This window comes from Saccharopolyspora flava, assembly GCF_900116135.1.
Taxonomy (GTDB): Bacteria; Actinomycetota; Actinomycetes; order Mycobacteriales; family Pseudonocardiaceae; genus Saccharopolyspora; species Saccharopolyspora flava.
The window spans coordinates 144,540-171,478 of the sequence record NZ_FOZX01000011.1 but is presented as its reverse complement, the minus strand read 5'-3'; the positions used below and the strand labels follow the sequence as shown (position 1 = coordinate 171,478).

Below are 26,939 nucleotides of genomic sequence, written 5' to 3'. Positions count from 1 at the left end.
TCGCCTGCGCTATCTGTGCCCGACCATCCGATTGGTCTGGGCCGATTCCGGCTACACCGGCACGCTCATCGACTGGACCAGATCGTTGTTCGGGATCAGCATCGAAATCGTCTCGAAACTCGCAGGTCAGGTCGGGTTCGTCGCCCTGCCACGTCGATGGGTCGTGGAACGCACTCTGGCCTGGATCAACCAGCACCGCCGCTGCGTGCGCGACTACGAACGCCGCCCCGAACACCACGAAGCCATGGTCCGCTGGGCCATGATCCACACCATCAGCAAGCGCCTCACTCGCTAGTTCAGGAACAGGCTCTCAGGACCTGACCCGAACAATCCGAACGGCCCGTGGATCGAGAAGTACCGGTCGGCACCACGGGAAGCAATAGGTGACGCCACTCCGCTCGACGCGAGAGCAGTCGATCCCTGCTGATCATGTCCTGCTGAAGGGGGGAACGTCGATGACCACGGCCGCCGCGCGGTCGTGGTCATCGGCACGTCCCGGCATCGATGGCACGATGGTGCCCATGACGCGATGGAGCAGCGACCAGCTACCCGACCTGGTGGGCAAGACGGCCGTCATCACCGGAGCGAACAGCGGCCTCGGGCTGGAGACCGCGCAGGCGCTCGGGCGCGCGGGGGCGCACGTCGTGCTCGCGGTGCGCGACATGGCCAAGGGCGAGCGGGCGGCCGGCAGCGTCCCGGGATCGGCGGAGGTGCGCAGGCTCGATCTCGGCGACCTCGCCTCGGTGCGGGAGTTCGCCGAGGGTTTCGACGGGGAGATCGCGCTGCTCATCAACAACGCCGGGGTGATGTTCCCGCCGGAGGGCGTCACCAAGGACGGCTTCGAGATCCAGTTCGGCACCAACCACCTCGGGCACTTCGCGCTGACGAACCTGCTGCTGCCGCAGGTCACCGACCGCGTGGTCACGGTGTCGTCGGGACTGCACCGGTCGGTGAGCGGAATCCGCTGGGAGGACCCGAACTTCACCGGCGCCTACGATCCGCGGAAGGCCTACGGACAGTCGAAGCTGGCGAACCTGCTGTTCACGCTGGAACTCCAGCGCCGGCTCACCGACGCGGGATCGCCGGTGCGCTCCACGGCCGCGCACCCGGGATACTCGGCGACCAACCTGCAGAGCCACGCGGGCAACACGCTGGCGCGCCGGTTCATGGCGCTCGGCAACCTCGTGGTGGCCCAGTCGGCGAAAGCCGGTGCGCTGCCCACGCTCTACGCCGCGACCCAGGACCTGCCGGGCGCCAGCTTCGTCGGTCCGGACGGGCCGCTGGAGCTGCGGGGCTCGCCGACCCTGGTCGGGCGCAGCAAGGCCGCCAGCGATACCGAAGCGGCGCAACGGCTTTGGACGCTGTCGGAGCACCTGACCGGCGTCGGCTTCCCGCTCACCGGGAAGTCCTGAAACGCGTCCGTCAGCGGGCGGTGATGGTCAGCGGCACCCCGTGCGGGTCGATGAGCAGCGGTTCGGTGCCCGGCCGCAGCACGGCGCCCGCGCCGGCGGCGGTCATGGCGCCCACGGCGCCGCGGGGTTCGGCCACGCCGAGCCCGAGGGAGCGCAGGCCGTGCCGGGCCTGCCCGGCCGACCAGGTGCTGGGCCGGGTCTCGCTGCGGAAGGTGAACAGCTCCAGCACGACGTCGCCGACGCGCACGTTGGTGATGACGAACCCGCGCGGGTCGTCGGTGCGCACGAGCTTGCCGATGACCCGGGCGCCGAGGGTGCGCACGTAGAAGTCGAGGGCTTCCTGCAGGTCCGGGGCGGTGACCGCGACGTGGTCGAAGACCGGACCGGCCTCGCGCGGCCGGTTCTGGTGCGCGGCGAGGTCTTCGGCGGCGAGTTCGTGCGAGAAGATCTCGTCGTGCTGGACGGCGCCTTCGACGAACTCCAGCAGGGTGCCGTCGGGGTCGGTGAAGAAGCAGATGCGGACCCCGCCGTGGGCGTCCTTGGGGTGCGCGGTGAACTCGACGCCCGCCTCGCGCAGCCGGGCGGCCTGGGCGTCGACGTCGCCGACCTTCATGCCGACGTGCCGCATCCCGCACTGCAGGTCGTCGGCTTCCCAGCCGCCGAGGTCGCCCTGGCCGACCTCGACCAGCTTGATCCGGGCGGGGCCCGCGTCCAGCCAGCTGATGCCGGATTCCACCGCGATCTCGCCGAATCCGAGCAGCTCGGAGTAGAACTCGCGGGAGCGGTCCAGGTTCCGGCACCCGATCTCGACGTGCCGGATCGCGGCGGTGGCCGCGCTCGGGTCGGCGGAATGGTTCGCGGTCATCGCCCCTCCGGCGAGGTCGTCCGGACGCCGCGCGCGGCGGTCCGCTGATCATGCGTGACGCATGATGCTGCCACCGGGTTCACCAGGAGAGCAACGGAATGTCGGGGACACGAACCTGAGCTGTCCGATTCCTGTCCCGGCATGAAGGGGGCGGGGTGCCCGCCTCGCCGAGGGGGCGGGGGCGAGACGGGCAGCCGCGAGGCTACGCCGTTCGGCCCACCCGGGGCTCCGCTGTCGGGGACCGTCCGGCGATCTCACCGGATTCAGCGATCACACCCGCTTTCGTTCAGCTCCTCAACTAACCCACCCGCAGTTCAGTGATCGCCGCCACACGTGACCAGGGAGAACGTCGATTTTCGCACGACCCTTGCCTCATCGGCGGCTCCGCATTAGTTTGATGCCCATACTTATTGGGAGGTGTTCGTGGCCGAACGTGGGAACGGCGAGGTCGTGCGGCTGGGCGGGACGTCCGGCGTCGACCAGACCTCGGTGCGGCGGGCCAACCTGGCTCGCGTGCTCGACGAGGTGCGTCGCGGTGAGGTCGTCTCCCGCGCCGACATCGCCACCCGCAGCGGGCTCACCAAGGCCACCGTCTCCAGCCTCGCCGCCGAGCTCATCGACCGCGGCCTCATCCGCGAGACCGGGCTGCGCCGCGACGGCGCCGTCGGCCGCCCCGGCCGGGCCCTGGAACTCGACGGCGGCGGCATCACCGCGCTCGGACTGGAGATCAACTCCCAGTACCTGGCCGCGCGCGGCACCGACCTCGCCGGGCGCGTCATCGTCGAGCGCCGCCTCGGTTTCGACGCCATCCACGCCGACCCCGAGGTCACCCTCGACCGGCTCGCCGGGCTGGCCCGCGACGCCGTCGCCGAACTCGCGGGCAGCGCCTCGTCGTACCTGGCAGGGATCGCGGTCGCGGTGCCGGGCCTGGTCGACGCCGAGACCGGGCGGGTCCGCTACGCGCCCAACCTCGAGTGGCGCTCCACCCCGATCGCCGAGGCGCTGCGCGAACGGCTCGGCAGCGACGTGCCGATCGTGGTGGACAACGAGGCCAACCTCTCCGCCCTCGCCGAACTGCACGCCATGCCGAACCCGGCGGCCGACCTGGTCTACCTGACCGGGGAGGTCGGCGTCGGTGCCGGCCTGATCACCGGGGGCCGGCTGCTGCGCGGTTCCGGCGGGTTCACCGGCGAGATCGGGCACATCCCCGTCGACCTCGACGGGCAGACCTGCGGCTGCGGGCGGCGCGGCTGCCTGGAGACCAAGATCGGCCTGCCCGCGGTGCTGCGCGCCGCGGCACCCGACCTGGCCGCCGACCGCGAGGCCGATCCGCAGGACCAGGCGCACGCGCTGCGGCAGCGCGCCGAGGACGGCGGGCCGGAGGCCATGGCGGGCTTCGACGAGATCGGCCGGTGGCTGGGCATCGGTGTCTCGATGCTGGTGAACCTGCTCAACCCCGAGGTCGTCGTGCTCGGTGGCTACCTCGGCACCGTCGCGCCCTACCTGGTGCCCGCCGCGATGCGGGAACTGCGGGAGCGCGCCGTGGCCGGGGACGCGGCGGTCTGCCGGATCACCGCGTCCACCTTCGGCTTCTCCGCCGCGGTGCGCGGAGCCAGCAGCATCGTCATCGAGGAGATCTTCAGCGACCCGCTGCGCATCCCCGCAGCCGAGAAAGCCGCTGAGTGAAGGACTTTCGGCACCTCCGGGTGCCGGTGGAGCACGCAGTGCACAACGAAGTGAGGAGTGACTGAAGCCATGACGGACTTCACCCCGAAGCGCGAGGACAAGTTCTCGTTCGGCCTCTGGACGGTGGGCTGGCTCGGCCGCGACCCGTTCGGCGAGGCCACCCGCAGCCCGCTGGACCCGGTCGAGGCCGTGCACCGCCTGTCCGACCTGGGCGCCTACGGCATCACCTTCCACGACGACGACCTGGTGCCGTTCGGCTCCACCGCCTCGGAGCGCTCGGCCATCGTGTCCCGTTTCCGCGGCGCGCTGGACGAGACCGGTCTCGCCGTGCCGATGGTGACGACCAACCTGTTCGCCCACCCGGTGTTCAAGGACGGCGGTTTCACCGCCAACGACCGCGACGTGCGCCGCTTCGCGCTGCGCAAGGTGCTGCGCAACGTGGAGCTGGCCGCGGAGCTGGGCGCCAAGACGTTCGTGGCCTGGGGCGGCCGCGAGGGCGCCGAGTCCGGTGCCGCCAAGGACGTGCGCGCGGCGCTGGACCGCTACCGCGAGGCCGTCGACACCGTCGCGGCCTTCATCAAGGAGCGCGGCTACGACCTGAAGCTGGCGCTGGAGCCCAAGCCGAACGAGCCCCGCGGCGACATCCTGCTGCCGACCGTCGGCCACGCGCTGGCGTTCATCAACGAGCTCGAGCACGGCGACATCGTCGGCGTGAACCCCGAGGTCGGGCACGAGCAGATGGCCGGGCTGAACTTCGCGCACGGCATCGCGCAGGCGCTGTGGGCGGGCAAGCTGTTCCACATCGACCTCAACGGCCAGAACGGCATCAAGTACGACCAGGACCTGCGCTTCGGCGCCGGCGACGTGCGCAACGCGTTCTTCCTGGTCGACCTGCTGGAGAACGGCGGCTACGAGGGCCCGCGGCACTTCGACTTCAAGCCGCCGCGCACCGAGGACTACGACGGCGTCTGGGCCTCGGCGGCCGGCTGCATGCGCAACTACCTGATCCTCAAGGAGCGCGCGGCGTCCTTCCGCGCGGACCCGCGGGTGAAGGAGGCGCTGGAGGCCTCCCGCGTCAGCGAGCTGTCGACCCCGACGCTGGGTGCCGGCGAGAAGGTCTCGGACCTGCTGGCCGAGGAGCTCGACGTCGACGCCGCCGCGGAGCGCGGCATGGCCTTCGAGAAGCTGGACCAGCTGGCGATGGACCACCTGCTCGGCGTCAAGTGAGCATGATCGCGTGATCGCCGGTTGATCGCGCACAATCGTCCGTGAGAAACCACCCCGGCCCGGGAGGCTTCACCGCCTCCCGGGCCGCGCGAGCATGAAGGATGACGCAATGCTGGTGCTAGGCATCGACTCGTCGACCCAGTCCACCAAGGCGCTGGTCGTCGACGCCGACAGCGGCGAGGTCGTCGCCGAGGCCAAGGCCTCGCACCCCGACGGCACCGAGGTGAACCCGGCGGCCTGGTGGGAGGCGGCGCAGTCCGCGATCGGCGAGGCCGTCGCGCAGGCGCCCGGCCGGATCGAGGCGGTGTCGGTCGGCGGTCAGCAGCACGGCATGGTCGCGCTCGACGAGCGCGGCGAGGTCGTCCGCGACGCCCTGCTGTGGAACGACACCCGCTCGGCGCCGCAGGCCGCCGAGCTCACCGAGCGCCACGGCGCGAAGGAGCTGGCCTCGCGCACCGGTCTGGTGCCGGTCGCCAGCTTCACCATCACCAAGCTCGCCTGGCTCGCCCAGAACGAACCGGCCAACGCCGACCGGGTCGCGCAGGTCCTGCTGCCGCACGACTGGGTCGGCTGGCAGCTCGCCGGGCGCCCGGAGCGGACCTGGACCGACCACGGCGACGCCTCCGGAACCGGCTACTACTCCCCCACCACCGGCGAGTGGCTGCCGGAGATGCTCGCCGAGGCGATGGGCGGGCGGACCCCGAAGCTGCCGGAACTGCTGGCCCCCAACGCCAAGGCCGCGGTCGCGACGCTGCCGGGCATCGAGGGCGCGACGATCGGCGTGGGCACCGGCGACAACATGGCCGCCGCGCTCGGGCTCGGGCTGCAGCCCGGTGACGTGGTGGTCTCGCTGGGCACCTCCGGCGCGGTGTTCGTCCCGGCCGAGCAGCCCAGCGCCGACGAGACCGGCATCGTCGCGGGCTTCTGCGACGCGACCGGCCGCTACCTGCCGCTGGTGTGCACGCTCAACGCCGCGCGGGTGCTGAGCTCGACCGCGCAGGTGCTCGGCACCGACCTGGAGGGCCTGTCGCGGCTGGCGCTGCAGGCCGAGCCGGGCTCGGGCGGGCTGAGCCTGCTGCCGTACCTGGAGGGCGAGCGCACGCCCAACCTCCCGGACGCCACCGGCACGCTGACCGGCCTGACCGGCGCGAACATGACGCCGCAGAACCTGGCCCGCGCGGCCGTCGAGGGGATGCTGTGCGGCATGGCCGACGCCATCGACGCCCTCCGCGACACCGGCGCCGAGGTCCGCCGCGTCCTGCTCATCGGCGGGGCGGCCCGCTCGGAAGCGGTGCAGGCGATCGCCCCGGGCCTGTTCGGCGTCGACGTGCACATCCCGGATCCCGCCGAGTACGTGGCCCTCGGCGCCGCCAAGCAGGCGGCCTGGGCCCACTCCGGTGCCGACACCCCGCCGGACTGGCCGGTCGCCGGCACCAGCCACCCCGTCGGCGACGACACCAGCGGCACGGCGGTCCGAGCCGCCTACGCCGCAGCCCGCCACCAGGTCCACGGAATCTGACCCCGCAGGGCGAATACCGCAGTTTTCGCCCGGTCAAATCCTGCGGTATTCGCCCGGTCGAAAACTGCGGTTTTTGACCGGGCGAATCCTGCGGTTTTTGACCCCGGGTCAGGCTGCGAGGGGTTCGGGGTGGGTGGCGGCGTGCAGGGCGCGGGCCGCCTGGTGGAGGAGGTCGCGGGCGCGGGGGTTCGGTGTCCAGGTCCGGTCGGGGTTCTCGGTGAACCACCGGTCGTAGAGGAAGGTGGCGGGCAGGACGTGCCCGTCTCCGAGGCCGCCGCCGAGCCCGATGGCGTGGCTGCGCATCGTGCCGAGACCGATCGGCAGCACCGGTGTGCCGGTCAGCGCACCGGGCGGGAGCATGTCGAGCCAGCAGCGCAGCGGTGCGCTGCCGTGCGGCTCGTAGCGGGGCGTCACCACGGCGATCGCGCTCGCCTCGGCCAGCCGCCGCCGGCTGCGACGCACGTCCGGGTTCCGGTGGTCCCCGGTCATCAGCGCCGAGTGCGGCAGCTCGCCGACGGCGATCTCGGCGACCCCGGCACCGGCGGCGCGCAACTCACCGGCGAGGGCTCGGGCGATCGCGCCGGGACGCGAGCGGCGGTTGAGGTGTCCGGTGATCACGGCGAACTCAACCACGTCGGCCCTCCTCGGGCCGCTGCGGGCGGAACGCGGGCGTGCCGGGGCACGACTTCATGCGGAACTCCTGAAGAAGCGGGATGCGCGGCGCGCGCGAGAACCGGTCGAAAACCGGTGGGAGAAGGGGAGATTCCGGTAGCGCGAGGCGTACCGGGGTCAGCCGCGGATCAACAGATCGCGCTGCACACGCGCAACAGGTCGATGTGGCACCGCACCACGAGACCGGCCAGGAGCGTCATACCGGTCATCCTTCTGCCTTCCGGGCGCGTCTGCAATGCCGCGCCGCGCGCATCCCACATGCCGGGCCGGGGCGCGTCGGCACCCCGGCCCGGAACGCCTCAGGCGGGTTGCCGCTTCGACACGAACGTCACCGCCACCAGGCCGATCACCGCGACCGCGGCGAAGGCGTAGAAGCCCCACGGGTAGGCCAACCCCGCGCTGAGCAGAGCACCGCCGAGCAGCGGGCCGCAGATGGCGCCGAGGCGGCCGACTCCGCTGGAGGCGCCGAGCGCGGTCGCCCGGCCCACGGCCGGGTAGTGGTGGCTGACGTAGGCGTAGACCAGCACCTGGGTGCTGAAGACGAACACGCCCGCCAGCAGCACGCTGACGTACACGCCGAACCCGGGCAGCGGCACGCTGAGCAGCGCCAGGAACACCGCCGCGGCGGTGAACCAGATCAGCGTGCAGGTGCGCACCCCGATCCGGTCGGAGACGCGGCCGGCCAGCAGCAGTCCCAGCACGGCGCCGACGTTGAGCGTCAGCAGCAGCGCCAGCGCGGCCCCGAGCTCGTACCCGGCCTCGCGCATGATCTCCGGCAGCCAGGTGTTGAGCCCGTAGACCAGCAGCAGCCCCATGAACGAGGTCACCCAGAACGCCAGCGAAGACCGCAGGTAGCCGCCGCGGAACAGGGTCGCCACCGGGTTGCGCGCCTCCTTCTCCTCGGCGCTGACCGGCAGCGATTCCGGCAGGTAGCGGGCCAGCAGCGGCACCAGGGCGATCGCCGGGATCGCGCCGATGACGAACATGGCGCGCCAGGTCAGCAGCGGGATCACCAGGATCCCCAGCAGCGAGGTGACCACCGCGCCGACGTGGTAGCCGGTCATCAGCGTGGTCGTCGCGCTGCCGCCGCGGGCCCGCGACGACTCGTTGACCAGCGCGATCGCCACCGGGAGCACGCCGCCCAGCCCGAGCCCGGCCAGGAACCGCAGGAGCCCGAACAACAGCGGGCCGGTGACCAGCGCGCACGCCAGGGTCAGCACCGAGAACAGCGTCACGGTGGCGATCATGAGCTTGCGGCGGCCGAAGCGGTCGGTCAGCGGCCCCACGCACAGCGCGCCGATCATCACGCCGACCAGGCCGACCGAGGAGATCAGCGAGGCGGTCGCGGGGGTGAGCTGCCAGCCGGGGTCGCGCAGCAGCTTGGGCAGCACGACGCCGAGCACCACCAGGTCGTAGCCCTCCAGCGCCACCGCCGACCAGCACAGCGCGGCGACGCCGCGGGCCGATGCCCGCCGGTCGATCGCCGGTCCCGGCTCGCCGCCGGACCGTCCTGACGCCGTTGTCATCCCAGGTCACCCCTTCGCCGTCCGTGTTGTGCACGGCATCATGCGATCCGGCTCCCCCGGCCCGACCAGCTTCGGTTTCCGATCAGCGGAACCCGCTGCGAGGTCGATACCCGGCCGTCGCCGAGGGTCATCGCCGGTCACCCCGCGCAGCGATCCTGGCGAAACGGGTGTACCGGATGTCTCCTTCGGTGCTCGTGGCGCGACCGGAAGGGGCATGATGTCGGGCCATGTACACCACGCACGAGGCCGCAACCGAGGTCGATGAGTCGCGTCTGCGCTGGTGGGAGCGGCGAACCGAGTGGCCGATGGTGGCCCTGTCGGTGCTGTTCCTGGGCCTGTACGCCTGGATGGTGCTCGACACCGGCATGAGCCCGGTGACGCACGCGCGCCTCGACGGAATCATGTGGGCGGTCTGGGCCGCCTTCGCCGCGGATTACCTCGTGCGCCTGGCGCTGGCCCGCCGCCGGGTGCGCTTCGTGCTGCACAACGTCTTCGACCTGCTGGTGCTGCTCCTGCCGCTGCTGCGGCAGTTGCGGGTGCTGCGCTGGTCGTGGTGCTGCTGACGCTCAACCGGCGGGTGCAGGCGCGTGTGCGCGGCCAGGTCGTGCTGTACGTGTCCGGCGCCGTGGTGCTGCTCGGCACCTCGGCGGCGCTGGCCGTGCTGGAGGTCGAGCGCACCGCGCCGGGCGCCGAGATCACCACCTTCGGCGACGCGCTGTGGTGGACCATGACGACGGTGACCACCGTCGGATACGGCGACTACTACCCGGTGACCGGGCAGGGCAAGCTCATCGCGGCCGGGCTGATGATCGCCGGGATCGCGCTGCTCGGTGTGGTCACCGGCAGCATCGCGTCCTGGTTCGTCGACCGCTTCGGCGGTCTGGAGCAGTCGATGAGCGCCAGCGCGGACGCCACCCGCAGGCTCGACGCCGAGAGCGATCAGCTGCGCGCGGAGATCGTCGCGCTGCGGGAGGAGATCACCGCGCTGCGCGCCGAGGTCGCCTCCCGCGACTCCCGCTGACACCCCGGCCCGAAACATTTCTGCAAACGAAGCTCCACCACGCCTCCCGGGCATCCGTGCCCGGGAGTTTTCCGCTCCTGCACCGCGTTGCCGCCGCGCATTCCGAAAGTTGCGATTCTTGACGTTTCGAACGACGCAACTCTAATCTTCGAAATCGCGAGAGTACAGAAATGTTTCGGAAACTGTTCGGCCAACGTCGACGAACACGGGAGCCCGCGATGAAGCCCATTCGCCTCGTCCCCGCCGCCGCAGCGGCGCTCATGCTGCTGCCCGCCTACGCCCAGGCCGCACCCGCGCCGTCGCAGGCCGAGACGCTGCGCGACGCCGCGCCCGACGGGCTGGTCATCGGTTCGGCCGTCGCCGGCGGCGGCCACCACGACGAGGCGCCCTACCCCGACCCGTTCAGCTCGGACCAGCCCTACCGCGACGTCCTAGGCCGCGAGTTCAGCTCGCTGTCGCCCGAGAACCAGATGAAGTGGGAGTACATCCACCCCGCGCGCGACACCTACAACTTCGGCGTCGCCGACTCCATCGTGGACTTCGCCCACCAGCACGGCCAGGTGATGCGCGGGCACACCCTGCTGTGGCACAGCCAGAACCCGGACTGGCTGGAGAACGGCGACTTCTCGCCCGAGGAGCTGCGCGAGATCCTGCACGACCACATCAGCACCGTCGTCGGCCGCTACGCGGGCAAGATCCAGCAGTGGGACGTGGCCAACGAGATCTTCGACGAGAACGGGAACCTGCGCACCACCGACAACATCTGGATCCGCGAGCTCGGCCCGGGCATCATCGCCGACGCCTTCCGCTGGGCCCACGAGGCCGACCCGCAGGCGAAGCTGTTCTTCAACGACTACGGCGTGGAGAGCGACAACGCCAAGAGCGACGCCTACTACGCGCTGATCCAGGAGCTGCTCGCCCAAGGCGTCCCGGTGCAGGGCTTCTCGGCGCAAGCACACCTCAACCTCGACGACGGCTTCCCCGCCGACCTCACCCCGAACCTGCAGCGCTTCGCCGACCTCGGCCTGGAGACCTCGATCACCGAGCTGGACGTGCGGATGACCCTGCCGGACGGCGGCGCACCGACCGAGCAGCAGCTGGCCGAGCAGGCCGACTACTACGCCCGCGCGCTGCGGTCCTGCCTGGACGTCACCACCTGCCACTCGTTCACCGTGTGGGGACTGCCGGACAAGTACTCCTGGGTTCCGGGCACCTTCCCGAACCAGGGCGCGGCGACGATCTACTGGGACGACTTCACCCCCAAGCCCGCCTACGACGCGCTGCTGCGCACCCTGTCCGAAGCGGGGCCGAAAAGCGGGAAAGCCGAGAACGAAGGGATGACGACGTCCGGGTGAACCTCGTCTGGTTTCGGTCGGCGGAACCTGGCACGGTGAACCGGACTGCGGGTCCGGCGGCGTCCGGACCACGAGCGCGCGAGCGGGGCGGCATCGGGCCGCCCCACCACGCCTGAGCGTGAAAGGTGTTGCGGGACCGATGCGGTCGCAGACCGAGGCCAGAACCGAGGTGTCCTTCGAGCGCCTGTCACGGTTGCGCGACACGGGTTTTCACCGGTTGCGCCCCGGCATCGACAACCTGAGCACGCGGGTGCTGCGGCTGGCGGGCAGCGCCGCCGAGGGCTGCGGGAACGTCCGGATGCTGCGCGACGCGCGGACCCTCGGGCTGTCGGTGGAGTGGCGCTACCGCTACGGGTTCCCCGGTGAGACCGACCGGGCCTACTCCCGGGTGCTCGCGCAGTTCCCCGCGCTGCACCACCTGCCGCCGATGTCGGGTGCCGAGCGCAGCGGCGACGGCATCTCCGCCGAGACCGAGACGGCGCTGCTGGCCGGGGTCGCGACGTGGCGCCGCGAGCACCCGGCCGGAACGCTGGAGGTCTTCGCCGACGGGGACGCGCTGGTGGTGCTCGACGATCGCCCGCGCTTCGGCAGGCACGAGTACGTCTTCGCGGGCCCGGGCGCGGAACTGCTGCGCTACCTGGAGGCGCCGTGCCCGCTGGCGGTGCTGTCGGCGCGCTTCGGGCCGCAGGTGCACGCGCGGCTGTCGGACCTGCGCGAATGCGGCCTGGTGTTCACCGACGCCGGTAACTGGGTGCACGTGCTGCCAAGCACCACCTGACCCGGACGGGGTGACCCCCGCCTCGATCGTGATCACCGAGTGCTCGCGCCGTGAGGTGTTCCGCCTATCGTCATCACCCGTCGGAGGGTGTCGCGCGCCGTTCGAACGAAGCAACGCGCGGTCACGAAGGCACAACGAAACCGGACCATGACAACCATCGTTGTCACGGTCGCGGTAGCAATTTCCCGTGCCGGAATCGGGTGGCACCGGGAAGTGAGCGGGGGGGACTGTATGGCGGCGTTGCCCACGGAAGCGGGTTCTCAGGAGCGCGGGGACAGCGAGCTCATCGAAGCGGTGCGCGACGGCGACACGGGCGCCTACGGGGTCCTCTACGAGCGGCACGTGGCCGCCGCGTACGCGATGGCCCGGCAGGTCACCAAGTCCTCCGCCGAGGCCGACGACGTGGTCTCCGAGGCGTTCGCGAAGGTCCTCGACCTGCTGCGCGACCAGCGCGGCCCCACCTCGGCGTTCCGCGCCTACGTGCTCACCGCGGTCCGGCACGCGGCCTACGATCGCACCCGCAAGCAGCAGCGGCTCCAGTACGCCGACGACCTGGAGACCGTGCCCAACATCGACGTCTCGCAACCGTTCCGCGACACCGCGGTCGAGGGCGAGGACCGGTCGCTGATCGCGGCGGCGTTCGCCAGGCTCCCCGAGCGCTGGCAGATGGTGCTCTGGCACGTCGAGATCGAGGGCGAGTCCCCGGCGAAGGTCGCACCGCTGCTGGGCATGACGCCCAACGGCGTGTCCGCGCTGGCCTACCGCGCGCGGGAAGGGCTCAAGCAGGCGTTCCTGCAGGTGCACCTGAGCAAGCTCGACGCCGAGCAGGAGCAGTGCCGGGCCAGCGTCGAGCGGCTCGGCGCCTGGACCCGCGGCGGTCTGTCCAAGCGCGAAACCGCCCAGGTCGAAGCACATCTCGACGACTGCGACCGGTGCCGGGCGCTGGCCGCCGAGCTCGCCGAGGTCAACGGCGCGCTGCGGGTGTTCGTGGCACCGCTGGTGCTGGGCGGCGGCGCCACCGCCACCGGCTACCTCGCCGCGGTCGGCGCCGGCGGCGTCCTCGGCGGCGGGGCGATCGGCGGGGCGATCAACGCCGTCGGCGGTCCGCGCCGCGCGGCGCTGTCGGGTGCCGCGCTCGCCGCGGTGCTGGCCGGGGTCGCGCTCGCCCTGACCTCCAACGACGGCGAGATCCCGCCGGTGGCCGCGCCGGCACCGCAGCAGCCCGCCTCCCCGCAGTCGCCGCCGTCACCGCCCGCTCCCCCGGCCGCGCCCGCACCGGCTCCGGCCGCACCCGGCGGTGCCGCCCCGGGCGGGCCCGCTCCCGCTCCGCCCGCGCCTCCCGCCGAGGACGGCGAGGCGCCGCTGCTGCCGATCCCGCTGCCGCTGCCCCCGGCCGCACCCGTCGCCGACGGCACCGTGCACACCGGGGTCGACCTGCTCGGCGTCGGCGTGGACGCCGACCCGCACCTGGTCGTCGACCGGAACGGCGTCGACGCGGGTGCGGAGGTGCGGCTGGGGCCGTCGGACCGCCTGCTGGGCATCGACCCGATCACCGGGGCCCTCGACCTGCTCGGCAGGCCGATCCTGGAGCGCTGACTTCCCTGCGCGAGCGGGACATTTGTCGGTGGAGGGCTTCTCGTGCGCGCTTGTAGCGTGGCGCCGATCATGCGCGCGCAAGTCGAGCGAGGAGGTTGTCCGTGACTTACCTCGAAGGCTCCCACCACGTGACGCTGTCGGTGGGACACGCCCAGGAGGACGTCGATTTCCACGTCAAGGTGCTGGGGATGCGCTTCATCAAGCGCACGGTGCTGTTCGACGGAGCCCTGCCGATCTACCACCTGTACTACTCCAACGCCGCCGGCGACCCGTCCAGCGTGGTGACCACGTTCCCCTGGGCGCAGGCGGGATTCTTCGGCAAGCGCGGCACGAACCAGGCGCGGGAGGTGCTGCTGTCGGTGCCGCACGAGTCGCTGAACTACTGGCACCAGCGGCTCACCGAGCACGGCATCGAGGTCACCGACCTGGAGCGGTTCGGCCGGCGGCGCTTGCTGTTCCACCACCCGTCGGGCATCGAGTACGTCTTCGTCGGCAACGCCGACGACCCCCGGGTGGGCCACACCGGCTACGGGGTGCCGCAGGAGCACGCGATCCACGGCATCCACGGGGTGGGTCTGCACGTGGCGACGCCGGACCGGATGGTGGAGTTCGCCGACGAGGTCTTCTTCTCCCAGGGCCAGCTCGCCGAGGAGGGCGACGTGGCGGCGCTGCAGATCGGCAACGCCAAGCACGGCAACCACCTCGAGCTCACCGTCAACCGCACCGACGAGCAGGGCACCTGGCGCTACGGGGCGGGCACGTTCCACCACTTCGCCTGGAACGCCGACACCCTGGACAACCAGGACGCGGTGAAGTTCGCGATCGAGGGCAACGGCTACACCGACATCTCCGAGCTCAAGGACCGCAAGTACTTCAAGAGCGTCTACGTCCGCACCCCCGGCGGCGCGCTGTTCGAGCTCGCCGTCACCCACGCCGACGGCGGCTTCACCTGCGACGAATCACCGCACGAGCTGGGCACCCGGTTCCAGCTGCCCGAGCAGTTCGAGCACCGGCGGGAGGAGATCTTCAGCCGCCTCGAGCACATCGAGATCTGACGGGAAGGATCGGATGACGGCACCACATCTGGACCCCGGCGACGCGCTGACGATCCGCCGGGGCCAGTTCTGGATCCCCGGCGAACGCGTGGCCACCGCGGCCGGAACCGCCCAGCGCGGACCGATGTTCGTGCAGTGGGAGGCGCCCGCCGACGGCGCGCACCCGGTGCCGCTGGTGCTGGTGCACGGCGGTGGCGGGCAGGGCACCGACTGGACCGGCACGCCCGACGGGCGCCCGGGCTGGGCGACCCGGCTGGTGCAGGCCGGTTTCGCGGTCTACGTCGTGGACCGGTGCGGGCACGGGCGTTCCCCGTACCACCCGGAGGTCATCGGGCCGATGGGCGCGCAGTTCCCCTACGAGGCCGCCGAGGCGCTGTTCCGCCCGGACCATCCCGGGCACACCCGGTGGTCCGGCGACCTCGACCAGGTGGTGGCGCCGATGGGCGCGATGCCCGCCGATCTCGCCGAGTCGCAGCGGATGGACGCCGACCGGCTCGCCCGGCTGCTCGACAGGACCGGCCCGGCCGTGCTGGTGACGCACTCGGCGGGCGGCCCGGTCGGCTGGCTGACCGCCAACCGGAGGCCCGGCCTGGTGACCGCGATCGCGGCGGTGGAACCGATGGGCCCGCCGTTCGGCGAGTTCCCCGGCATGGGCGCGCTCACCTGGGGCCTGACCGCCGCCGAGATCACCACCGAACCCCCGGCGAGCGGGCCCGGGGAGGTCGAGGGGCGCGAGATTCCCGGGTTGACCGGAACACCCGTGGCGGTGATCACCGGAGGCGCCTCGGCGTTCGCCGATTTCGCCCCGCGGGTGGTGGACTTCCTGCGCGGCGCCGGAGCCGACGCCGAGCGGCTGCACCTGCCCGACCGCGGCGTCACCGGCAACGGGCACGGGCTGATCTACGAGGCCAACTCCGACGAGACCGTGCGACCGGTCATCGACTGGCTGATGGCCTTCGAGAAGAGCTGAGAAGAGAGGCACGCGCCCTCCGGTCCGGCCGTGCCGCGCAACTGCGGCACAATGCCGGGAGTTCTTGGACCTCGTCGAACAGGAGTGATCGAGCGCATGTCGCCGATGCTGGAATGGGGCGCCTCGCGCGAGGACGCGCGTGTCGCGGTGCTGGCGGTGCACGGGCGCGGCGGTGATCCGGGCTCGATGCGCGAGGTCGCGGGCCGCTTCGGCGCGGCACCGGCGCGGTTCTTCGCGCCCGAGGCCCCGGGCAACGCCTGGTACCCGGGCGGGTTCCTGCAGCCGCTGGAGGACAACCAGCCCGCGCTGGAGAACTCGCTGCGCACCCTCGGGCAGTGCCTCGACGAGCTGGCCGGGGCCGGGTTCGGGCCGGAGCGGGTGGTGCTGTGGGGCTTCTCGCAGGGCGCCTGCCTGATCTCGCACTGCGCGCTGACCGTTGCGCCGCGCCGCTACGCGGGGCTGATCGTGTTCACCGGCGGCTTCATCGGGCCCGAGCTCATCGCCGACCCGGTGGACGAGCCGCTGGCCGGGGTGCCGGTGGTGCTGCGCAGCATCAGCGAGGACCCGTGGGTGCCGCGGCACCGGGTCGAGGAGACCGCTGCGTCACTGCGCGCAGCCGGCGCCGAGGTCGACCTGCGGATCGACCCGGGCACCGAGCACATCATCACCGACGAGGCCTGCGAGGCGGCCACCCGGCTGCTGAACAGCTGATCTCCGGACGAGACGTCCACCACCGCCGGTTCGGGGCGGGTGCCGCGGCACCCGCCCCGAACCGTTCGCGCAGCTCACCACCGTGATCACCGCCCGTGATCACCCGGCGGCCGAACGGGTGCAATCCCTCGAATTCCGGACGCGCCGGACAGGGACGCTTAACTTCTCCATCCCCCGATGACACATTGGACGCAGCAGCGCGGTGCGCGGGGAGAGGCGCACCGGTTCGATGCCGACCGAACGGACGGCACCGCTGCTGCCGTCGCAGGCGGGTGGAGGCGTCCATCCGCGGGCGCGGCGCAGGAAGACGCGAGCGAGGGGGACGCTGGTTTTGAGCACGGCACAGATCCAACGGAAGGCGCGACGCGGCAGCACGCGCAGGCAGCACGCCCGCGGCAGGCACAACGCGCGCCCGACCGCCACCCGGCCCTGGGTGGGACGCCCGCTCCCGGCCCGTCCCGGCACCTCGCCGATCCGCAGGCCGCTGCCGGTCACCCCGGCCGCGCCGCCCCCAGAACCTGAGAGCACCCAAGGACCCACGATGACCGCACGACACGCCGAAGTGATCACGGCGACACTCTCGATCGCGACGTTCCTGACCGTCGGCGCGATGTGGATCGGCTACTTCTGAGGAATCGCCCGCGTTGAGTCGCGGACGACGAGTTCCGGCTGGAACACGAGGCGCCGGTGCTGCACCGGCGCCTCCCCGGAGGTCTCGTCGATGAGCAGCTCCGCCGCCGTGCGCCCGATCCGGCGCGCGGGCTGGCGCACCGAGGTCAGCGGCACGGCCGCGGCCCCGGCGAACTCGATGTCGTCGTAACCGACGATGGCGATCTCGTCCGGCACCCGCACGCCCGCGGCGACCATCGCCTGCAGCAGCCCGAGGGCAAGCAGGTCGTTGGCGCAGAACACCGCCGTGGGCCGGGGGCTCAGGCCCAACAGGCGGGCGCCGGCGTCCCGGCCCGAGGCCACGTCCAGCGCGGGCGCGTCCAGGACGGTCAGGTGCGCGTCGGTGTCCTGCAGCACCGAGCGGGTGCCCGCTTCGCGGTCGCGGCACTGGGCCAGCAGCGTCGGGCCGTTGACCATCGCGATCTCGCGGTGCCCGGTCTCGACGAGGTGGCGGGCCGCCAGCGCTCCCCCGGCGACGTCGTCGACGGCCACCGAGCTGCCCTGCACCTCCGGCACGGTGCGGTCGACGAAGACGTAGGGGATGCCGTTGCGCGCGAACGAGCGCAGCCGTTCGCCGGTGGTGTCCACGGGTGACAGCAGCACGCCGCGCACCCGCTGCTCGGCCAGCATCGACAGGTACGAGGACTCCAGGTCGACGCGCTGCCCGCTGTTGCAGGTGATCACGTTGAGCCCTGCCTCGTGCGCGGCCTGCTCGGCGCCGCGGGCGATGTCGACGAAGAACGGGTTGGCGAGGTCGAGCACCAGCAGCGCCATGATGCGGCTGCGGCCCGCCCGCAGCTGCCGCGCCGACTCGTCGCGCACGTAGCCGAGCTCGTCGATCGCGGCCTGCACGCGCCGCCGCGTCTCCTCCGACACCAGCTGCGGCCGGTTGACCACATTGGACACCGTGCCGATGGAGACTCCCGCCGCGCGCGCGACGTCCTTGATTCCGACCATCCTCGAACCTCACTCACCGAACCATCGCGAGCCTAGTCCGAGGTGGTGGGCCCGGCGCGCAGCCGGGCCCACCCGCTCACGCCTCGCGCGGCATCTCCTTGACCTCGCGGCGGAGGATCTTGCCGGTGGGGCCCTTGGGCAGCTCGGGGACCAGCCAGATCTCGCGCGGGTACTTGTAGGCCGCGATGCGGGCCTTGACGAACTCGCGCAGCTCGTCCTCGGTGGCGTCCTGGCCGGGCTTGAGGGAGACGGCGGCGCCGATCTCCTCGCCGAGGTCGGCGTGCTTGACGCCGATGACCGCGGCCTCGGCCACGGCCGGGTGCTCGTAGAGCACCTCCTCGACCTCCCGCGGGTAGACGTTGTAGCCGCCGCGGATGATCAGGTCCTTCTTGCGGTCGACGATGAAGTAGTAGCCGTCGGCGTCCTTGGTGGCGATGTCGCCGGTGTGGAACCAGCCGTCCTGGATGGCTTCGGCGGTGGCCTCGGGCCGGCCCCAGTAGCCCTTCATCACGTTCTCGCCGCGGATGACGATCTCGCCGGGCTCGTCGATGCCGAGCTCGTTGCCGTCGAAGTCCACGACCTTCATCTCGCAGCCGCGCACCGGCAGGCCGATCGAGCCGGGCTTGCGCTCGTAGCCGGGCTGGTTGAACGAGGCGACCGGCGAGGTCTCGGACAGGCCGTAGCCCTCCAGGACGTGGCAGTCGAACTTGGCCTCGAAGCCGCGCAGCACCTCCACCGGCATCGCCGATCCGCCGGTGGCGCAGGTGCGCAGCGAGCTCATGTCGGCGCTGGCCGCGTCGGGGTGGTTGAGCATCGCGGCGTACATGGTGGGCACGCCTTCGAAGATGGTGACCTTGTCGCGCGGCACGATCTGCAGCGCCTTGGCCGGGTCGAACCGCGGCAGCAGCGTCAGGCACGCGCCGACCAGCACCGAGGTGTTCAGGGCGCAGGTCAGGCCGAAGACGTGGAACAGCGGCAGGCAGCCCATCACCACGTCGTCGGGGGTGAGCTCGAACAGCGTCTCCACGGCCATCGAGGCGTTGGAGGCGAGGTTGTGGTGGGTCAGCTCGGCGCCCTTGGGCTTGCCGGTGGTGCCGGAGGTGTAGAGCAGCACGGCGGTGTCGGAGTCGGCGCGCTCGGCCGGCTCGGTGATCGGCGTGCCGCCCAGCTCGTTCGGCCCCAGGGCCCCGACGACGATGCCGGGGATGCCGACCTCGGCCGCGGCGTCGGGCACCGCGTCACCGCCGCCGTCCCAGCCGTAGACCAGCGACATCTGCGAGTCCCGCAGGTAGTACTCGACCTCGCGGGCCTTGAGCAGCGGGTTCATCGGCACGACCGTCGCACCGGCCAGCAGCGCGCCGTAGAACAGGATCGGGAACGCGGGCACGTTGGGCAGCACCAGACCGACGCGGTCACCCGGTGAGATGCCGCGTTCCCGCAGGTCACCGGCCACGGCGGCGGCCGAGGCGTGGAGTTGGGCGTAGCTGAGCACGTGCTCGTCGAGACGGACCGCGGGCCGGTCGCCGTGCCGCTGCGCGGAGGCGACCAAGTTCGCTGCCAGGTTCGTCATGTTCCGTTCCCGTCGTCGTTGAGGTGGTCGGAGCAGGCGGGATCACCGATCCCAGGCAGATCGTCCATGCTCCGCAGCCACCTGGCAATCGTTTGGGTGTACATTTCGGTAACACGTAGTGCCGGTTCCTGTCAGCAAAGCCCCGACCTGCACGAACACTCTCGCCACACCCCGCTCGGCCCGCACGCGGCGATCCCCTCGCACGACGAATCCACCCACCGAGCACCACCCCTCGAGCACCAGGTCGGCGATTCGTCCGGTGGACGGCGAAGCGCCCCCGCCGTCCGACGGGGGCGCTTCGTCATGCTCTGCGGATCAGACGCTCACCGGTTCGAGGGCGCCGACCACCAGGTGGTCGAACTCGCCGTTCTTCACACCGGCGAAGAAGACCGCGAGGTTGCGGACCGTGGTCTGAACGATGACCGATGGATCATCGCTCTCCATCAGGTACGCATCCGTGCCCTTCGTGGAGACGTGGACGCATTCCTTGCCGTCCCAGTGCGAACGGCTCGCCTTGACGAAGGTCAGCTCGCTGCCGTCAACCGTGAGTTTCATTGCTGTGCTCCACATCCCGGAGCACGGGCCACGACACGGAACCTATCAGCGGTCGAAGCGCGCGAGAAGATCGTTCGCGCTAACGGATGAGTTGGCGATGGGGTTTCCCGAGCCGGTGAGGTCGTCCAGGATGCTGCCGTAGCGGGTCTGGCGCTCCCACTCGACGCGACCCGTGATGTCGAGACCCGACGAGCCGACGACCTGGAACTTGCCCTGGGCGATGATGTCGGCCAGGAACTCGTACACCCAGCCCGGAGAGTTCGTCTGGTCCCACTTCGTCCCGCAGGCGAAGCAGTCGACCTTGAACACCGACAGCGTCTCCGGGTCGGAGGGCGGGAACGAACCCGCCTGGAACCGCACGAATTCGTACGGGTGCAGGCACTGCTTCGGGTTCATCCAGATCTGCGACGGGTACTCCGGATCCCTGCCCGGAGCGAGCTGGTCGTCTTCCACAGTTCCCCCTTGATCAGCGGCGATGCCGATCAGAGTAGCGCTGAGTGCTCATCCGGTGACAGCGGGCGATGTCAGAGCGCGGGAACCAGGCCCTTGAGCAGGAACGCCCCGCACCAACGGCTCTCGACGTCGTCCTTGAGAAGGGCTTCCTTGGTCAGCGCCTTGGCCAGCTTCCGCGCTTCCGGGGCCTGGCTCGGATTCTTGGCGACCCGTTTGGACGTCTCCCAATCCCACTGGGTCAGCTTCGAGACCTCCGAGGCCAGCGAGAGGAACTGGAGCTTCTCGTCCGTCTCCAGCGCCTCGATGATGAGCTCCGCATCGCGCTTCTCGTTCACCTTCGAGAGCACCGCGAGTGCGTTGGCCCGCAACGTCGCGGTCTCCCCGGTGCGCACCCACTCACGGACGTGGTCGAGACCTGAATCAGCGAGCTTGGCCGCGAGGAAGAAGTCGACGGTGCGACTGCTCGGGTGGGTCTTGAGCACCCCGGGATCTCCGCCGTCGATCTGACGCGCGAGCTGTGTCAAAGTCGGCTTGTCCGCCTTCATCACGCCCGGGTGTGTGATGTCGCGACGACGCAGCATCTCGTCTCCAATCGGTCCAAAACGATCATCGTACGCCTTCACGATCGCCAGGCTGGGGCTTCGCCGTCCAGCCTCGATGTTGCTCAGATGCCCTACCGAGACGAAGAGCTCTCCGGCCCACTCCGTGAGGCCGACACCAGCCTCCTCCCGCGCGGCCTTCAGCGTCGAACCCACGTCGTCGGTTGAAAACACCTGAAAACTCCGATCCCTTTCGACCACGCACCGTGATCAGCAGACTACTGATCAGGATGTCTCGCCGGGCTCGGTCTGCCCCTTCCCCGGCCCGGTCTGGCGAGGCTCCGTCATGAAGGGAAAACCGTCCGGTCGGGGCCGCATCCGACATCGGAGCACGGGCCACAACCCGACCGGACAGCCGACCCCGTGTCTCCGGTTGGCGCTTGCGGCACGGGGTCGGCCCCAGCTTAGAGAGGTTGATCGGATGTGGAAATCCTGGAAGAGGTGGCGGGCTCGCCGACGGCTCCTGCGCGCACGCGTGCGGGTCCACCTCTAGCGAACTGACGGGTCGAACTCCCTGGCGCAGAAGAAGGACCCCACCGCGCCCAACCCGAGCCGCTGGGGTCCTTCTCAGGCGATGCCGCCCTGCAGCAGGGCAAAAACGCCATTCGAGGGGCTTACTCCTCCTCGGGAGTGGGTTGTAGGAGTTGGGCTGCGAGTTCGGCGATGGTGTTGGCGTGGAGGTCGAACTCGTCGGGGTCGGCCGGGTCGTCGTCCTCGCCTTCGCGGGTGATGTGGGCGGTGGCCATGCCGTGCTTGGCGGCGGCGCGCAGGTCCCAGGAGTGGGAGGCGACCATGAGCGCCTGGTCGGGTTCGACCCGCAGGAGCTCCAGCGCGCGCTGGTAGACGGCCGGGTCGGGCTTGTAGGCGCCGATCTGCTCGGAGGACAGGGCCAGCGCCCAGCGCAGGCCGCCGCGGCGGGTGATCTCGGCCAGCGAGCGCGTGGTGGTGTTGGACAGGGCGACCACGGTGAACCGGTCGGCGAGGGCGCCGACGCCCGGAGCGGCGTCCGGCCAGGGCTTGGGCCGCAGCCCCTGCTCGGCGAGGGCGGTCAGCGCGGGCTCGTCGAGGGAGGAACCGGTGGTGTCGGCCGCGTGGCGCAGGGCTTCCAGGTTGAGCTCGTCCATCGGCCGGTAGTCGTCGGCCTCGGTGATCAGGGCGTTGAGCCGGTCCAGCCACGCGGTGGCGAGCGCATCACCGCCCTCCCCCAGCGCGTCCCGCGCGGCGGCGAGGATCGAACCCCGCTCGTCGACCACGGTTCCCAGGACATCGAAGAGCAGCACGTTCAGGCGGGAGACATCGAGCGACACGTGGTGATCATGCCCGCTCCCGGACCATGATCACATCCCTCCGGCGGAACACGGTTCGGTTGCGAGCCGATGACCGCAGCGGCACAACACCGCGTCGGAACGGCCACTTCCCGCGCGCTGCTCAGGAGTTCCGCGCAGCGGCCTCCAGCAGGGCCCGCATCCGGGTGGTCATCGCCTCGTGCAGCGAGACGGCGGTGCTGGTGCGCTCGACGCCGTCGATGTCGAGGATCGCGTTGGTGATCCGGTGCAGGTCCTGGGTGTCGCGGGCGACGACCTTGACCATCAGGTCGGCGTCTCCCGAGGTCGCGTGGATCTCGATCACCTCGGGCAGCGCGCGCAGCGCCGTGGTGGTGGCCGGCTGCTGGGTCTGGCTGATCTGCATCGACACGAACGCCACCAGGTCGTAGCCGAGCGCCACCGGGTCGACGCGCCGGCTGAAGTCGCCGAGCACCCCGTTGCGGCCGAGCTTGCGCAGCCGCGCGTGCACGGTGTTGCGGGCGACGCCGAGTGCCCGGGACAGGCCGAGGATCGTCAGCTCCGGGTCGTCGTCGAGCGCCAGCAGGATCCGGGCGTCGAGGGCATCGATCTGGTTCACCGGCACATTCTCCTCCGCGCGGGGTGAAATCCCAGCGCAAGTGTGGTGCCGGGCACAGCGGGCGAGAACCGCGTGACGAGCACCGGATCGTTGAGCACTCTGACACACGATCGCGCGGATTCGCGACTTCCCGCGCAGCTCTCGAGGGCTGTGTTGCCCGATCTGACGCGCTTGCCCGACCATGTCGACCATGTCAGCACCGACCCTGTCCCCTACCCCGTCGGCCACCCCGACGCCCGCCGAGACCCGGCGGCCGGTGGTGCCGCACTCGCGCACCGAGGACGTGCTCGGTCTGCTCACCGGAACCTTCGTGGTCTCGCTCGGCCTGCACCTGCTCAAGGCCAGCGAGATCGTCACCGGCGGCACGGCGGGCCTGTCGCTGCTGCTCAGCTACGGGCTCCCGGTTCCCTTCGGGGTGCTGTTCTTCCTGGTGAACCTGCCGTTCATGGTGCTGGCGGTGGCCAAGAAGGGCTGGTCGTTCGCGGTCCGGTCGCTGATCTCGATCGCGCTGGTGTCGGTGTTCACGCCGCTGCACGCGCAGCTGTTCGCCGGGCTGCACCTGCCTGCGGTCTACGCGGCGGTGTGCGGCAACGTGCTGACCGGGATCGGGCTGCTGATCGTGTTCCGGCACAACTCCAGCCTGGGCGGTTTCAACGTGGTCGCGCTGATCGCCCAGGAGCGCCTGGGCTGGCGGGCCGGGTACGTGCAGATGGGCCTGGACGTGCTGGTGATCGTCGCGGCGCTCACCGTCGTCTCTCCCGTCGCCGTGCTGATCTCGGCCTTCGGCGCGGTGTTCCTCAACGGGGTGGTGGCCCTCAACCACCGTCCCGGCCGCTACCTGGGCACGTGAGGATCGCGGCGGGGCTCAGCGGTCGCGCGGGCGCGTGCGGGCCGGGGTGACCGCGGGGAGGTCGTGACCGGCGGTGACGCGGTTGCGGATCGTGCCGATGCCCTCGACGGTCATCTCCACGACGTCGCCGGGCCGCAGCGGCGGCGGGTCCTCCCGGTCGGGCCTGCCCCACAGCTCGCCGAGGCAGCCGCCGTTGCCGCAGGTCCCCGAGCCGAGCACGTCGCCGGGCCGGACCTCGGTGCCGCGCGAGGCGTAGGAGACGAGCTCCTCGAAGGGCCAGCCCATGTTGGACAGCAGGTCGTGGCCGATCCGCTCGCCGTTGACCGACACGCTCATCGGCAGCCGCAGGAAACCGTCGGCGTCGCGGTGGGTTTCGAGCTCGTCGGCGGTGACCAGGACCGGGCCGAGGGTGGTGGCGAAGTCCTTGCCCTTGGCCGGTCCCAGCCCCACTTTCATCTCGGCGGACTGCAGGTCGCGCGCCGACCAGTCGTTGAAGATCGTGTAGCCGATGATGTGCTCGCGCGCCTGCTCCGGGGTGAGGTCGCGTCCGGGGCGGCCGATGACGGCGGCGACCTCCAGCTCGAAGTCCATCCTGCGGCAGCCCGGCGGGATCGCGACGTCGTCGAACGGGCCGGTGATCGCGTACGGGTTGGTGAAGTAGAACGTCGGCGCCGCGTACCACTCGGCCGCGACGTTGCCGCCGGTCATGCCCTCGACGTGCTCCTCGAAGGCCACGAAGTCGCGCACCGTGGCGGGCTCCAGCGGGGCCCGCAGCTCCACCTCGGCCAGCGGCACGCCCGGCTCGGTCACCGCTTGCGCCCCGGCTTCGGGAAGCCGTTGGGAGCGCAGCAGTTCCAGGATCGGGGCGGGCAGCGGGTGGAACGTCTCGCCGTCGACGACCCCGCTGGTCTCGGTGCCGTCGTGGCGGGCTGTGGCGAATCGCATGGGCTCCTCCGGCTCCGAGCGCGGTGTTCTCCAGGCGGGTGGGCGTCCGCTAGGCGGGTTGGGTGAGCAGCGTCGTGACCCCGTCGAGCAGGCCGGGGACGTCGCCGCGCTCGCCGTCGAGCAGCCACTGTCCGAGCTGGTTGGAGGCGTCGACGACGGTCTTGGCGCGCGGGTGGCGCCGGTGCGCGTAGGCGGTGAGGACCTGGTCGTCGACGGTGCCTGCGGCCACCAGGAGCTCGGCGAGCACCGAGGCGTCCTCGAGCGCCTGGGCGGCGCCCTGGGCGATGGTGGGCGGGCAAGTGTGCGCCGCGTCGCCGGCGAGCACCACGCGTCCCCGGTGCCAGGGCGCGTCGAGCAGGTGAGTCTCGAACCAGGTGTAGTGGATGGTGTCCGGATCGGTGAGCCCGTCGTGGATCTCCCGCCACGGGCCGCCGTAGTGCGAGGCGAGTTCCCGCATCACCGCCAGCGACTGCTCGGGGGTGAGGTCGCTGCGGTCGCGGGCGTCCTCGGCGAGGTAGGCGTACATGTCGGACTCGCCGGTCGGGCAGTACCCGGCGATGTAGCAGTGCCCGCCGTAGTACAGCTCGGTGCGGGTGATCGACTCGGGCCGCCGGGTGAAGGCCCGCCAGATGCCCATGCCGGTGGGCCGGGTCCCCGCGTCGATGCCGAGCAGCTCGCGGGTCGTGGAGCGGATCCCGTCGGCGCCGACGACCAGGTCGTAGCGGCCGGTGCCGCCGTCGCCGAAGGTCACCCGCACGCCGTCGTCGTCCTGCTCCAGGCCGGTTACGGCGGTGCCGAAGCGCAGCCGCGCGCCCGCTTCGGCGGCGCGTTCGGTGAGCACCCGCGCCAGCTCGGGCCGGTAGGCGCCCAGGGTCGCGGGCAGCTCGGGTCCGCCGGTGCGGACGTCCTCGATCTCGGCCAGCAGCGTGCCGTCGGGGGCACGCATGCCCAGCCCGTCGAACGGGTAGCCGCTGAGCCGCTCCCACGCGCCGACCTGGTCGAGCACGCGAAGCGCGTTGCCCTGCAAGGTGATCCCGGATCCGGCGGTGGACACCGAGGGGCGCGCTTCGGCGATCTCGACCTCCCAGCCCCCTTCGGCGAGCAGGATCGCGGTCGCGGTGCCGGCCGCTCCTGCGCCGACCACCAGCACGGTCCGCGTCGTCATGGGTTTCTCCGAGATGAAGGGGGTGTTGCCGTTCCAGGGTGCGCCACGGGCCCGCATCGGCAAAGGGCGGCGTGGCTATGCCAGGTATCACCGGAACCGATAGTTGACCGATCTCACGGTCGCCCGCCCGCCGCGGGATCGACGGTCCGAACCGGCCCGTCGTGGTAGTTTTCGGTGGCAGCACGGGATATTTCACCGATCCGCTGTGGAGGCTCGCGTGAGCGAACTGCCCGATTTCGACGCCGTGTACCGGGGCGAGTCGCCGGTGCTGGAGGATCCCGGCGTGCCGTGGAACATCGGCGAGCCGCAGCCGGTGATCGCCGAGGTCATCGAGCGCGGTGAGATCGAGGGGCCGGTGCTCGACGCCGGGTGCGGGGTCGGCGTCACGACGCTGGACCTGGCGGCGCGCGGCTTCGAGGTGCTGGGTGTGGACGCGTCCGAGACCGCGATCGCCCAGGCCGAGGCCGGTCGCGACGCCCGGCACGCCTCGGCGACCTTCCAGGTCGGCGACATCACCGAGCTCTCCGGCCACGACGGCCGCTTCGGCACCGTCATCGACAGCACCCTGTTCCACTCCCTGCCGATCGACGCGCGCGACCCCTACCTCGCGGCCATCGCCCGCGCGGCCCGCGACGGCGCGCGGCTGCACATGCTGGTGTTCGACACCTCGGCGTTCCCGGAGGGCGGCGGCCCGAACGCGGTGGACGCCGAGGAGCTGCGCGCGGCCGTCGCCGAGCACTGGAGCGTCGACTCGATCGAGCCCAGCACCATCGCCGCGTTCATGCCGCCCGCCGTCGCCCACCACTACCCCGCCGACGAGCGGGGCCGGGCGCGCATCCCGGCGCACTTCCTGACCGCGCACCGCTGATCTACCGTCCCGG

Annotated in this window: 28 protein-coding genes; 16 read left to right on the top strand and 12 right to left on the bottom strand. The window is 71.4% G+C overall.

What is annotated here, in order from left to right; translation table 11 throughout:
• Both BM424_RS25055 and BM424_RS25050 read left to right on the top strand, forming a co-directional pair.
• Positions 1–295 (top strand): transposase (locus tag BM424_RS25055; RefSeq protein WP_139274155.1); only part of this gene is annotated, 295 nt, incomplete at its 5' end.
• 226 nt (positions 296–521) lie between these two features.
• A complete protein-coding gene (locus BM424_RS25050) occupies positions 522–1,412 on the top strand; it encodes an oxidoreductase (protein ID WP_217649829.1) in 891 nt (296 codons plus the stop codon).
• A gap of 10 nt (positions 1,413–1,422) precedes the next feature.
• Here the strand turns inward: BM424_RS25050 and BM424_RS25045 are convergent, their stop codons facing one another.
• On the bottom strand, positions 1,423–2,277 hold the full coding sequence (locus BM424_RS25045; protein ID WP_093422778.1) for a VOC family protein: 855 nt from the start codon (positions 2,275–2,277) through the stop codon (positions 1,423–1,425).
• Positions 2,278–2,700: 423 nt separating this feature from the next.
• On the opposite strand from BM424_RS25045, the gene BM424_RS25040 reads away from it, so the two are divergent.
• From BM424_RS25040 to xylB, 3 genes are all read left to right on the top strand, one after another.
• Positions 2,701–3,963, top strand: coding sequence for an ROK family transcriptional regulator (locus tag BM424_RS25040; protein WP_217649828.1), 1,263 nt, complete (start codon positions 2,701–2,703; stop codon positions 3,961–3,963).
• Between the two features lie 69 nt (positions 3,964–4,032).
• Positions 4,033–5,190 (top strand): xylose isomerase, encoded by a 1,158-nt coding sequence (xylA, locus tag BM424_RS25035; protein WP_093422775.1) that lies wholly within the window; start codon positions 4,033–4,035, stop codon positions 5,188–5,190.
• Between the two features lie 94 nt (positions 5,191–5,284).
• Positions 5,285–6,709 (top strand): xylulokinase, encoded by a 1,425-nt coding sequence (xylB, locus tag BM424_RS25030; RefSeq protein ID WP_093422773.1) that lies wholly within the window; start codon positions 5,285–5,287, stop codon positions 6,707–6,709.
• 108 nt (positions 6,710–6,817) lie between these two features.
• Here the strand turns inward: xylB and BM424_RS25025 are convergent, their stop codons facing one another.
• Together BM424_RS25025 and BM424_RS25020 are read right to left on the bottom strand one after the other, a co-directional pair.
• Positions 6,818–7,342, bottom strand: coding sequence for an NADPH-dependent FMN reductase (locus BM424_RS25025; RefSeq protein WP_093422770.1), 525 nt, complete (start codon positions 7,340–7,342; stop codon positions 6,818–6,820).
• 338 nt (positions 7,343–7,680) lie between these two features.
• A complete protein-coding gene (locus BM424_RS25020) occupies positions 7,681–8,907 on the bottom strand; it encodes an MFS transporter (RefSeq protein WP_093422768.1) in 1,227 nt (408 codons plus the stop codon).
• A 227-nt stretch (positions 8,908–9,134) separates the two neighbouring features.
• Here BM424_RS25020 and BM424_RS29610 point away from each other — a divergent pair, with 227 nt between their 5' ends.
• The 9 genes from BM424_RS29610 to BM424_RS28570 all read left to right on the top strand — a co-directional run bounded on the left by BM424_RS29610 (position 9,135) and on the right by BM424_RS28570 (position 17,024).
• Positions 9,135–9,470 carry a hypothetical protein gene (locus BM424_RS29610; RefSeq protein WP_245776113.1) on the top strand — a complete coding sequence of 112 codons (336 nt, stop codon included), beginning with the start codon at positions 9,135–9,137 and terminating at the stop codon, positions 9,468–9,470.
• Positions 9,458–9,928 carry a potassium channel family protein gene (locus BM424_RS29605; RefSeq protein ID WP_245776112.1) on the top strand — a complete coding sequence of 157 codons (471 nt, stop codon included), beginning with the start codon at positions 9,458–9,460 and terminating at the stop codon, positions 9,926–9,928. Before BM424_RS29610 ends, BM424_RS29605 begins: the two co-directional genes overlap by 13 nt.
• A 218-nt stretch (positions 9,929–10,146) precedes the next feature.
• Positions 10,147–11,283 carry an endo-1,4-beta-xylanase gene (locus BM424_RS25010; RefSeq protein ID WP_093422765.1) on the top strand — a complete coding sequence of 379 codons (1,137 nt, stop codon included), beginning with the start codon at positions 10,147–10,149 and terminating at the stop codon, positions 11,281–11,283.
• A gap of 139 nt (positions 11,284–11,422) precedes the next feature.
• A complete protein-coding gene (locus tag BM424_RS25005; protein ID WP_093422763.1) occupies positions 11,423–12,061 on the top strand; it encodes a RiPP maturation radical SAM C-methyltransferase in 639 nt (212 codons plus the stop codon).
• 231 nt (positions 12,062–12,292) lie between these two features.
• Complete coding sequence (locus tag BM424_RS25000) at positions 12,293–13,657, top strand: sigma-70 family RNA polymerase sigma factor (protein WP_093422760.1); 1,365 nt, start codon at positions 12,293–12,295, stop codon at positions 13,655–13,657.
• Between the two features lie 101 nt (positions 13,658–13,758).
• The gene (locus tag BM424_RS24995; protein ID WP_093422758.1) at positions 13,759–14,712 is read left to right on the top strand and encodes a VOC family protein; all 954 of its coding nucleotides are present in this window, start codon (positions 13,759–13,761) and stop codon (positions 14,710–14,712) included.
• Between the two features lie 13 nt (positions 14,713–14,725).
• Positions 14,726–15,682, top strand: a complete 957-nt coding sequence (locus BM424_RS24990) for an alpha/beta fold hydrolase (protein ID WP_093422755.1) — start codon at positions 14,726–14,728, stop codon at positions 15,680–15,682.
• Between the two features lie 96 nt (positions 15,683–15,778).
• Complete coding sequence (locus tag BM424_RS24985; protein WP_093422825.1) at positions 15,779–16,393, top strand: alpha/beta hydrolase; 615 nt, start codon at positions 15,779–15,781, stop codon at positions 16,391–16,393.
• Between the two features lie 331 nt (positions 16,394–16,724).
• Positions 16,725–17,024, top strand: a complete 300-nt coding sequence (locus BM424_RS28570) for a hypothetical protein (protein ID WP_139274154.1) — start codon at positions 16,725–16,727, stop codon at positions 17,022–17,024.
• On the opposite strand, the gene BM424_RS24980 is transcribed toward BM424_RS28570, so the two are convergent.
• The 7 genes from BM424_RS24980 to BM424_RS24950 all read right to left on the bottom strand — a co-directional run bounded on the left by BM424_RS24980 (position 17,015) and on the right by BM424_RS24950 (position 23,098).
• Positions 17,015–18,019: a LacI family DNA-binding transcriptional regulator gene (locus BM424_RS24980; RefSeq protein ID WP_093422753.1), complete on the bottom strand. Its 1,005-nt coding sequence runs from the start codon at positions 18,017–18,019 to the stop codon at positions 17,015–17,017. The two genes, BM424_RS28570 and BM424_RS24980, sit on opposite strands and share 10 nt — an antisense overlap.
• Positions 18,020–18,095: 76 nt before the next feature.
• Positions 18,096–19,589 carry a long-chain-fatty-acid--CoA ligase gene (locus BM424_RS24975; RefSeq protein WP_093422750.1) on the bottom strand — a complete coding sequence of 498 codons (1,494 nt, stop codon included), beginning with the start codon at positions 19,587–19,589 and terminating at the stop codon, positions 18,096–18,098.
• A gap of 315 nt (positions 19,590–19,904) precedes the next feature.
• The gene (locus tag BM424_RS24970) at positions 19,905–20,144 is read right to left on the bottom strand and encodes a hypothetical protein (RefSeq protein WP_093422747.1); all 240 of its coding nucleotides are present in this window, start codon (positions 20,142–20,144) and stop codon (positions 19,905–19,907) included.
• A 45-nt stretch (positions 20,145–20,189) separates the two neighbouring features.
• Positions 20,190–20,597, bottom strand: coding sequence for a hypothetical protein (locus BM424_RS24965; RefSeq protein WP_093422745.1), 408 nt, complete (start codon positions 20,595–20,597; stop codon positions 20,190–20,192).
• Between the two features lie 71 nt (positions 20,598–20,668).
• Positions 20,669–21,370, bottom strand: a complete 702-nt coding sequence (locus BM424_RS24960; RefSeq protein ID WP_175548258.1) for a helix-turn-helix domain-containing protein — start codon at positions 21,368–21,370, stop codon at positions 20,669–20,671.
• Between the two features lie 440 nt (positions 21,371–21,810).
• Positions 21,811–22,503 (bottom strand): haloacid dehalogenase type II, encoded by a 693-nt coding sequence (locus tag BM424_RS24955; RefSeq protein WP_093422740.1) that lies wholly within the window; start codon positions 22,501–22,503, stop codon positions 21,811–21,813.
• A gap of 121 nt (positions 22,504–22,624) precedes the next feature.
• Positions 22,625–23,098 carry an Lrp/AsnC family transcriptional regulator gene (locus tag BM424_RS24950; protein WP_245776111.1) on the bottom strand — a complete coding sequence of 158 codons (474 nt, stop codon included), beginning with the start codon at positions 23,096–23,098 and terminating at the stop codon, positions 22,625–22,627.
• Between the two features lie 190 nt (positions 23,099–23,288).
• Here BM424_RS24950 and BM424_RS24945 point away from each other — a divergent pair, with 190 nt between their 5' ends.
• Positions 23,289–23,948 carry a YitT family protein gene (locus tag BM424_RS24945; RefSeq protein ID WP_093422820.1) on the top strand — a complete coding sequence of 220 codons (660 nt, stop codon included), beginning with the start codon at positions 23,289–23,291 and terminating at the stop codon, positions 23,946–23,948.
• A 15-nt stretch (positions 23,949–23,963) separates the two neighbouring features.
• Here the strand turns inward: BM424_RS24945 and BM424_RS24940 are convergent, their stop codons facing one another.
• Positions 23,964–24,893 (bottom strand): fumarylacetoacetate hydrolase family protein, encoded by a 930-nt coding sequence (locus BM424_RS24940; protein WP_093422737.1) that lies wholly within the window; start codon positions 24,891–24,893, stop codon positions 23,964–23,966.
• 49 nt (positions 24,894–24,942) lie between these two features.
• A complete protein-coding gene (locus BM424_RS24935) occupies positions 24,943–26,058 on the bottom strand; it encodes an FAD-dependent monooxygenase (protein ID WP_093422735.1) in 1,116 nt (371 codons plus the stop codon).
• A gap of 217 nt (positions 26,059–26,275) precedes the next feature.
• On the opposite strand from BM424_RS24935, the gene BM424_RS24930 reads away from it, so the two are divergent.
• A complete protein-coding gene (locus BM424_RS24930) occupies positions 26,276–26,926 on the top strand; it encodes a class I SAM-dependent methyltransferase (protein WP_093422732.1) in 651 nt (216 codons plus the stop codon).
• Positions 26,927–26,939: the final 13 nt, after the last annotated feature.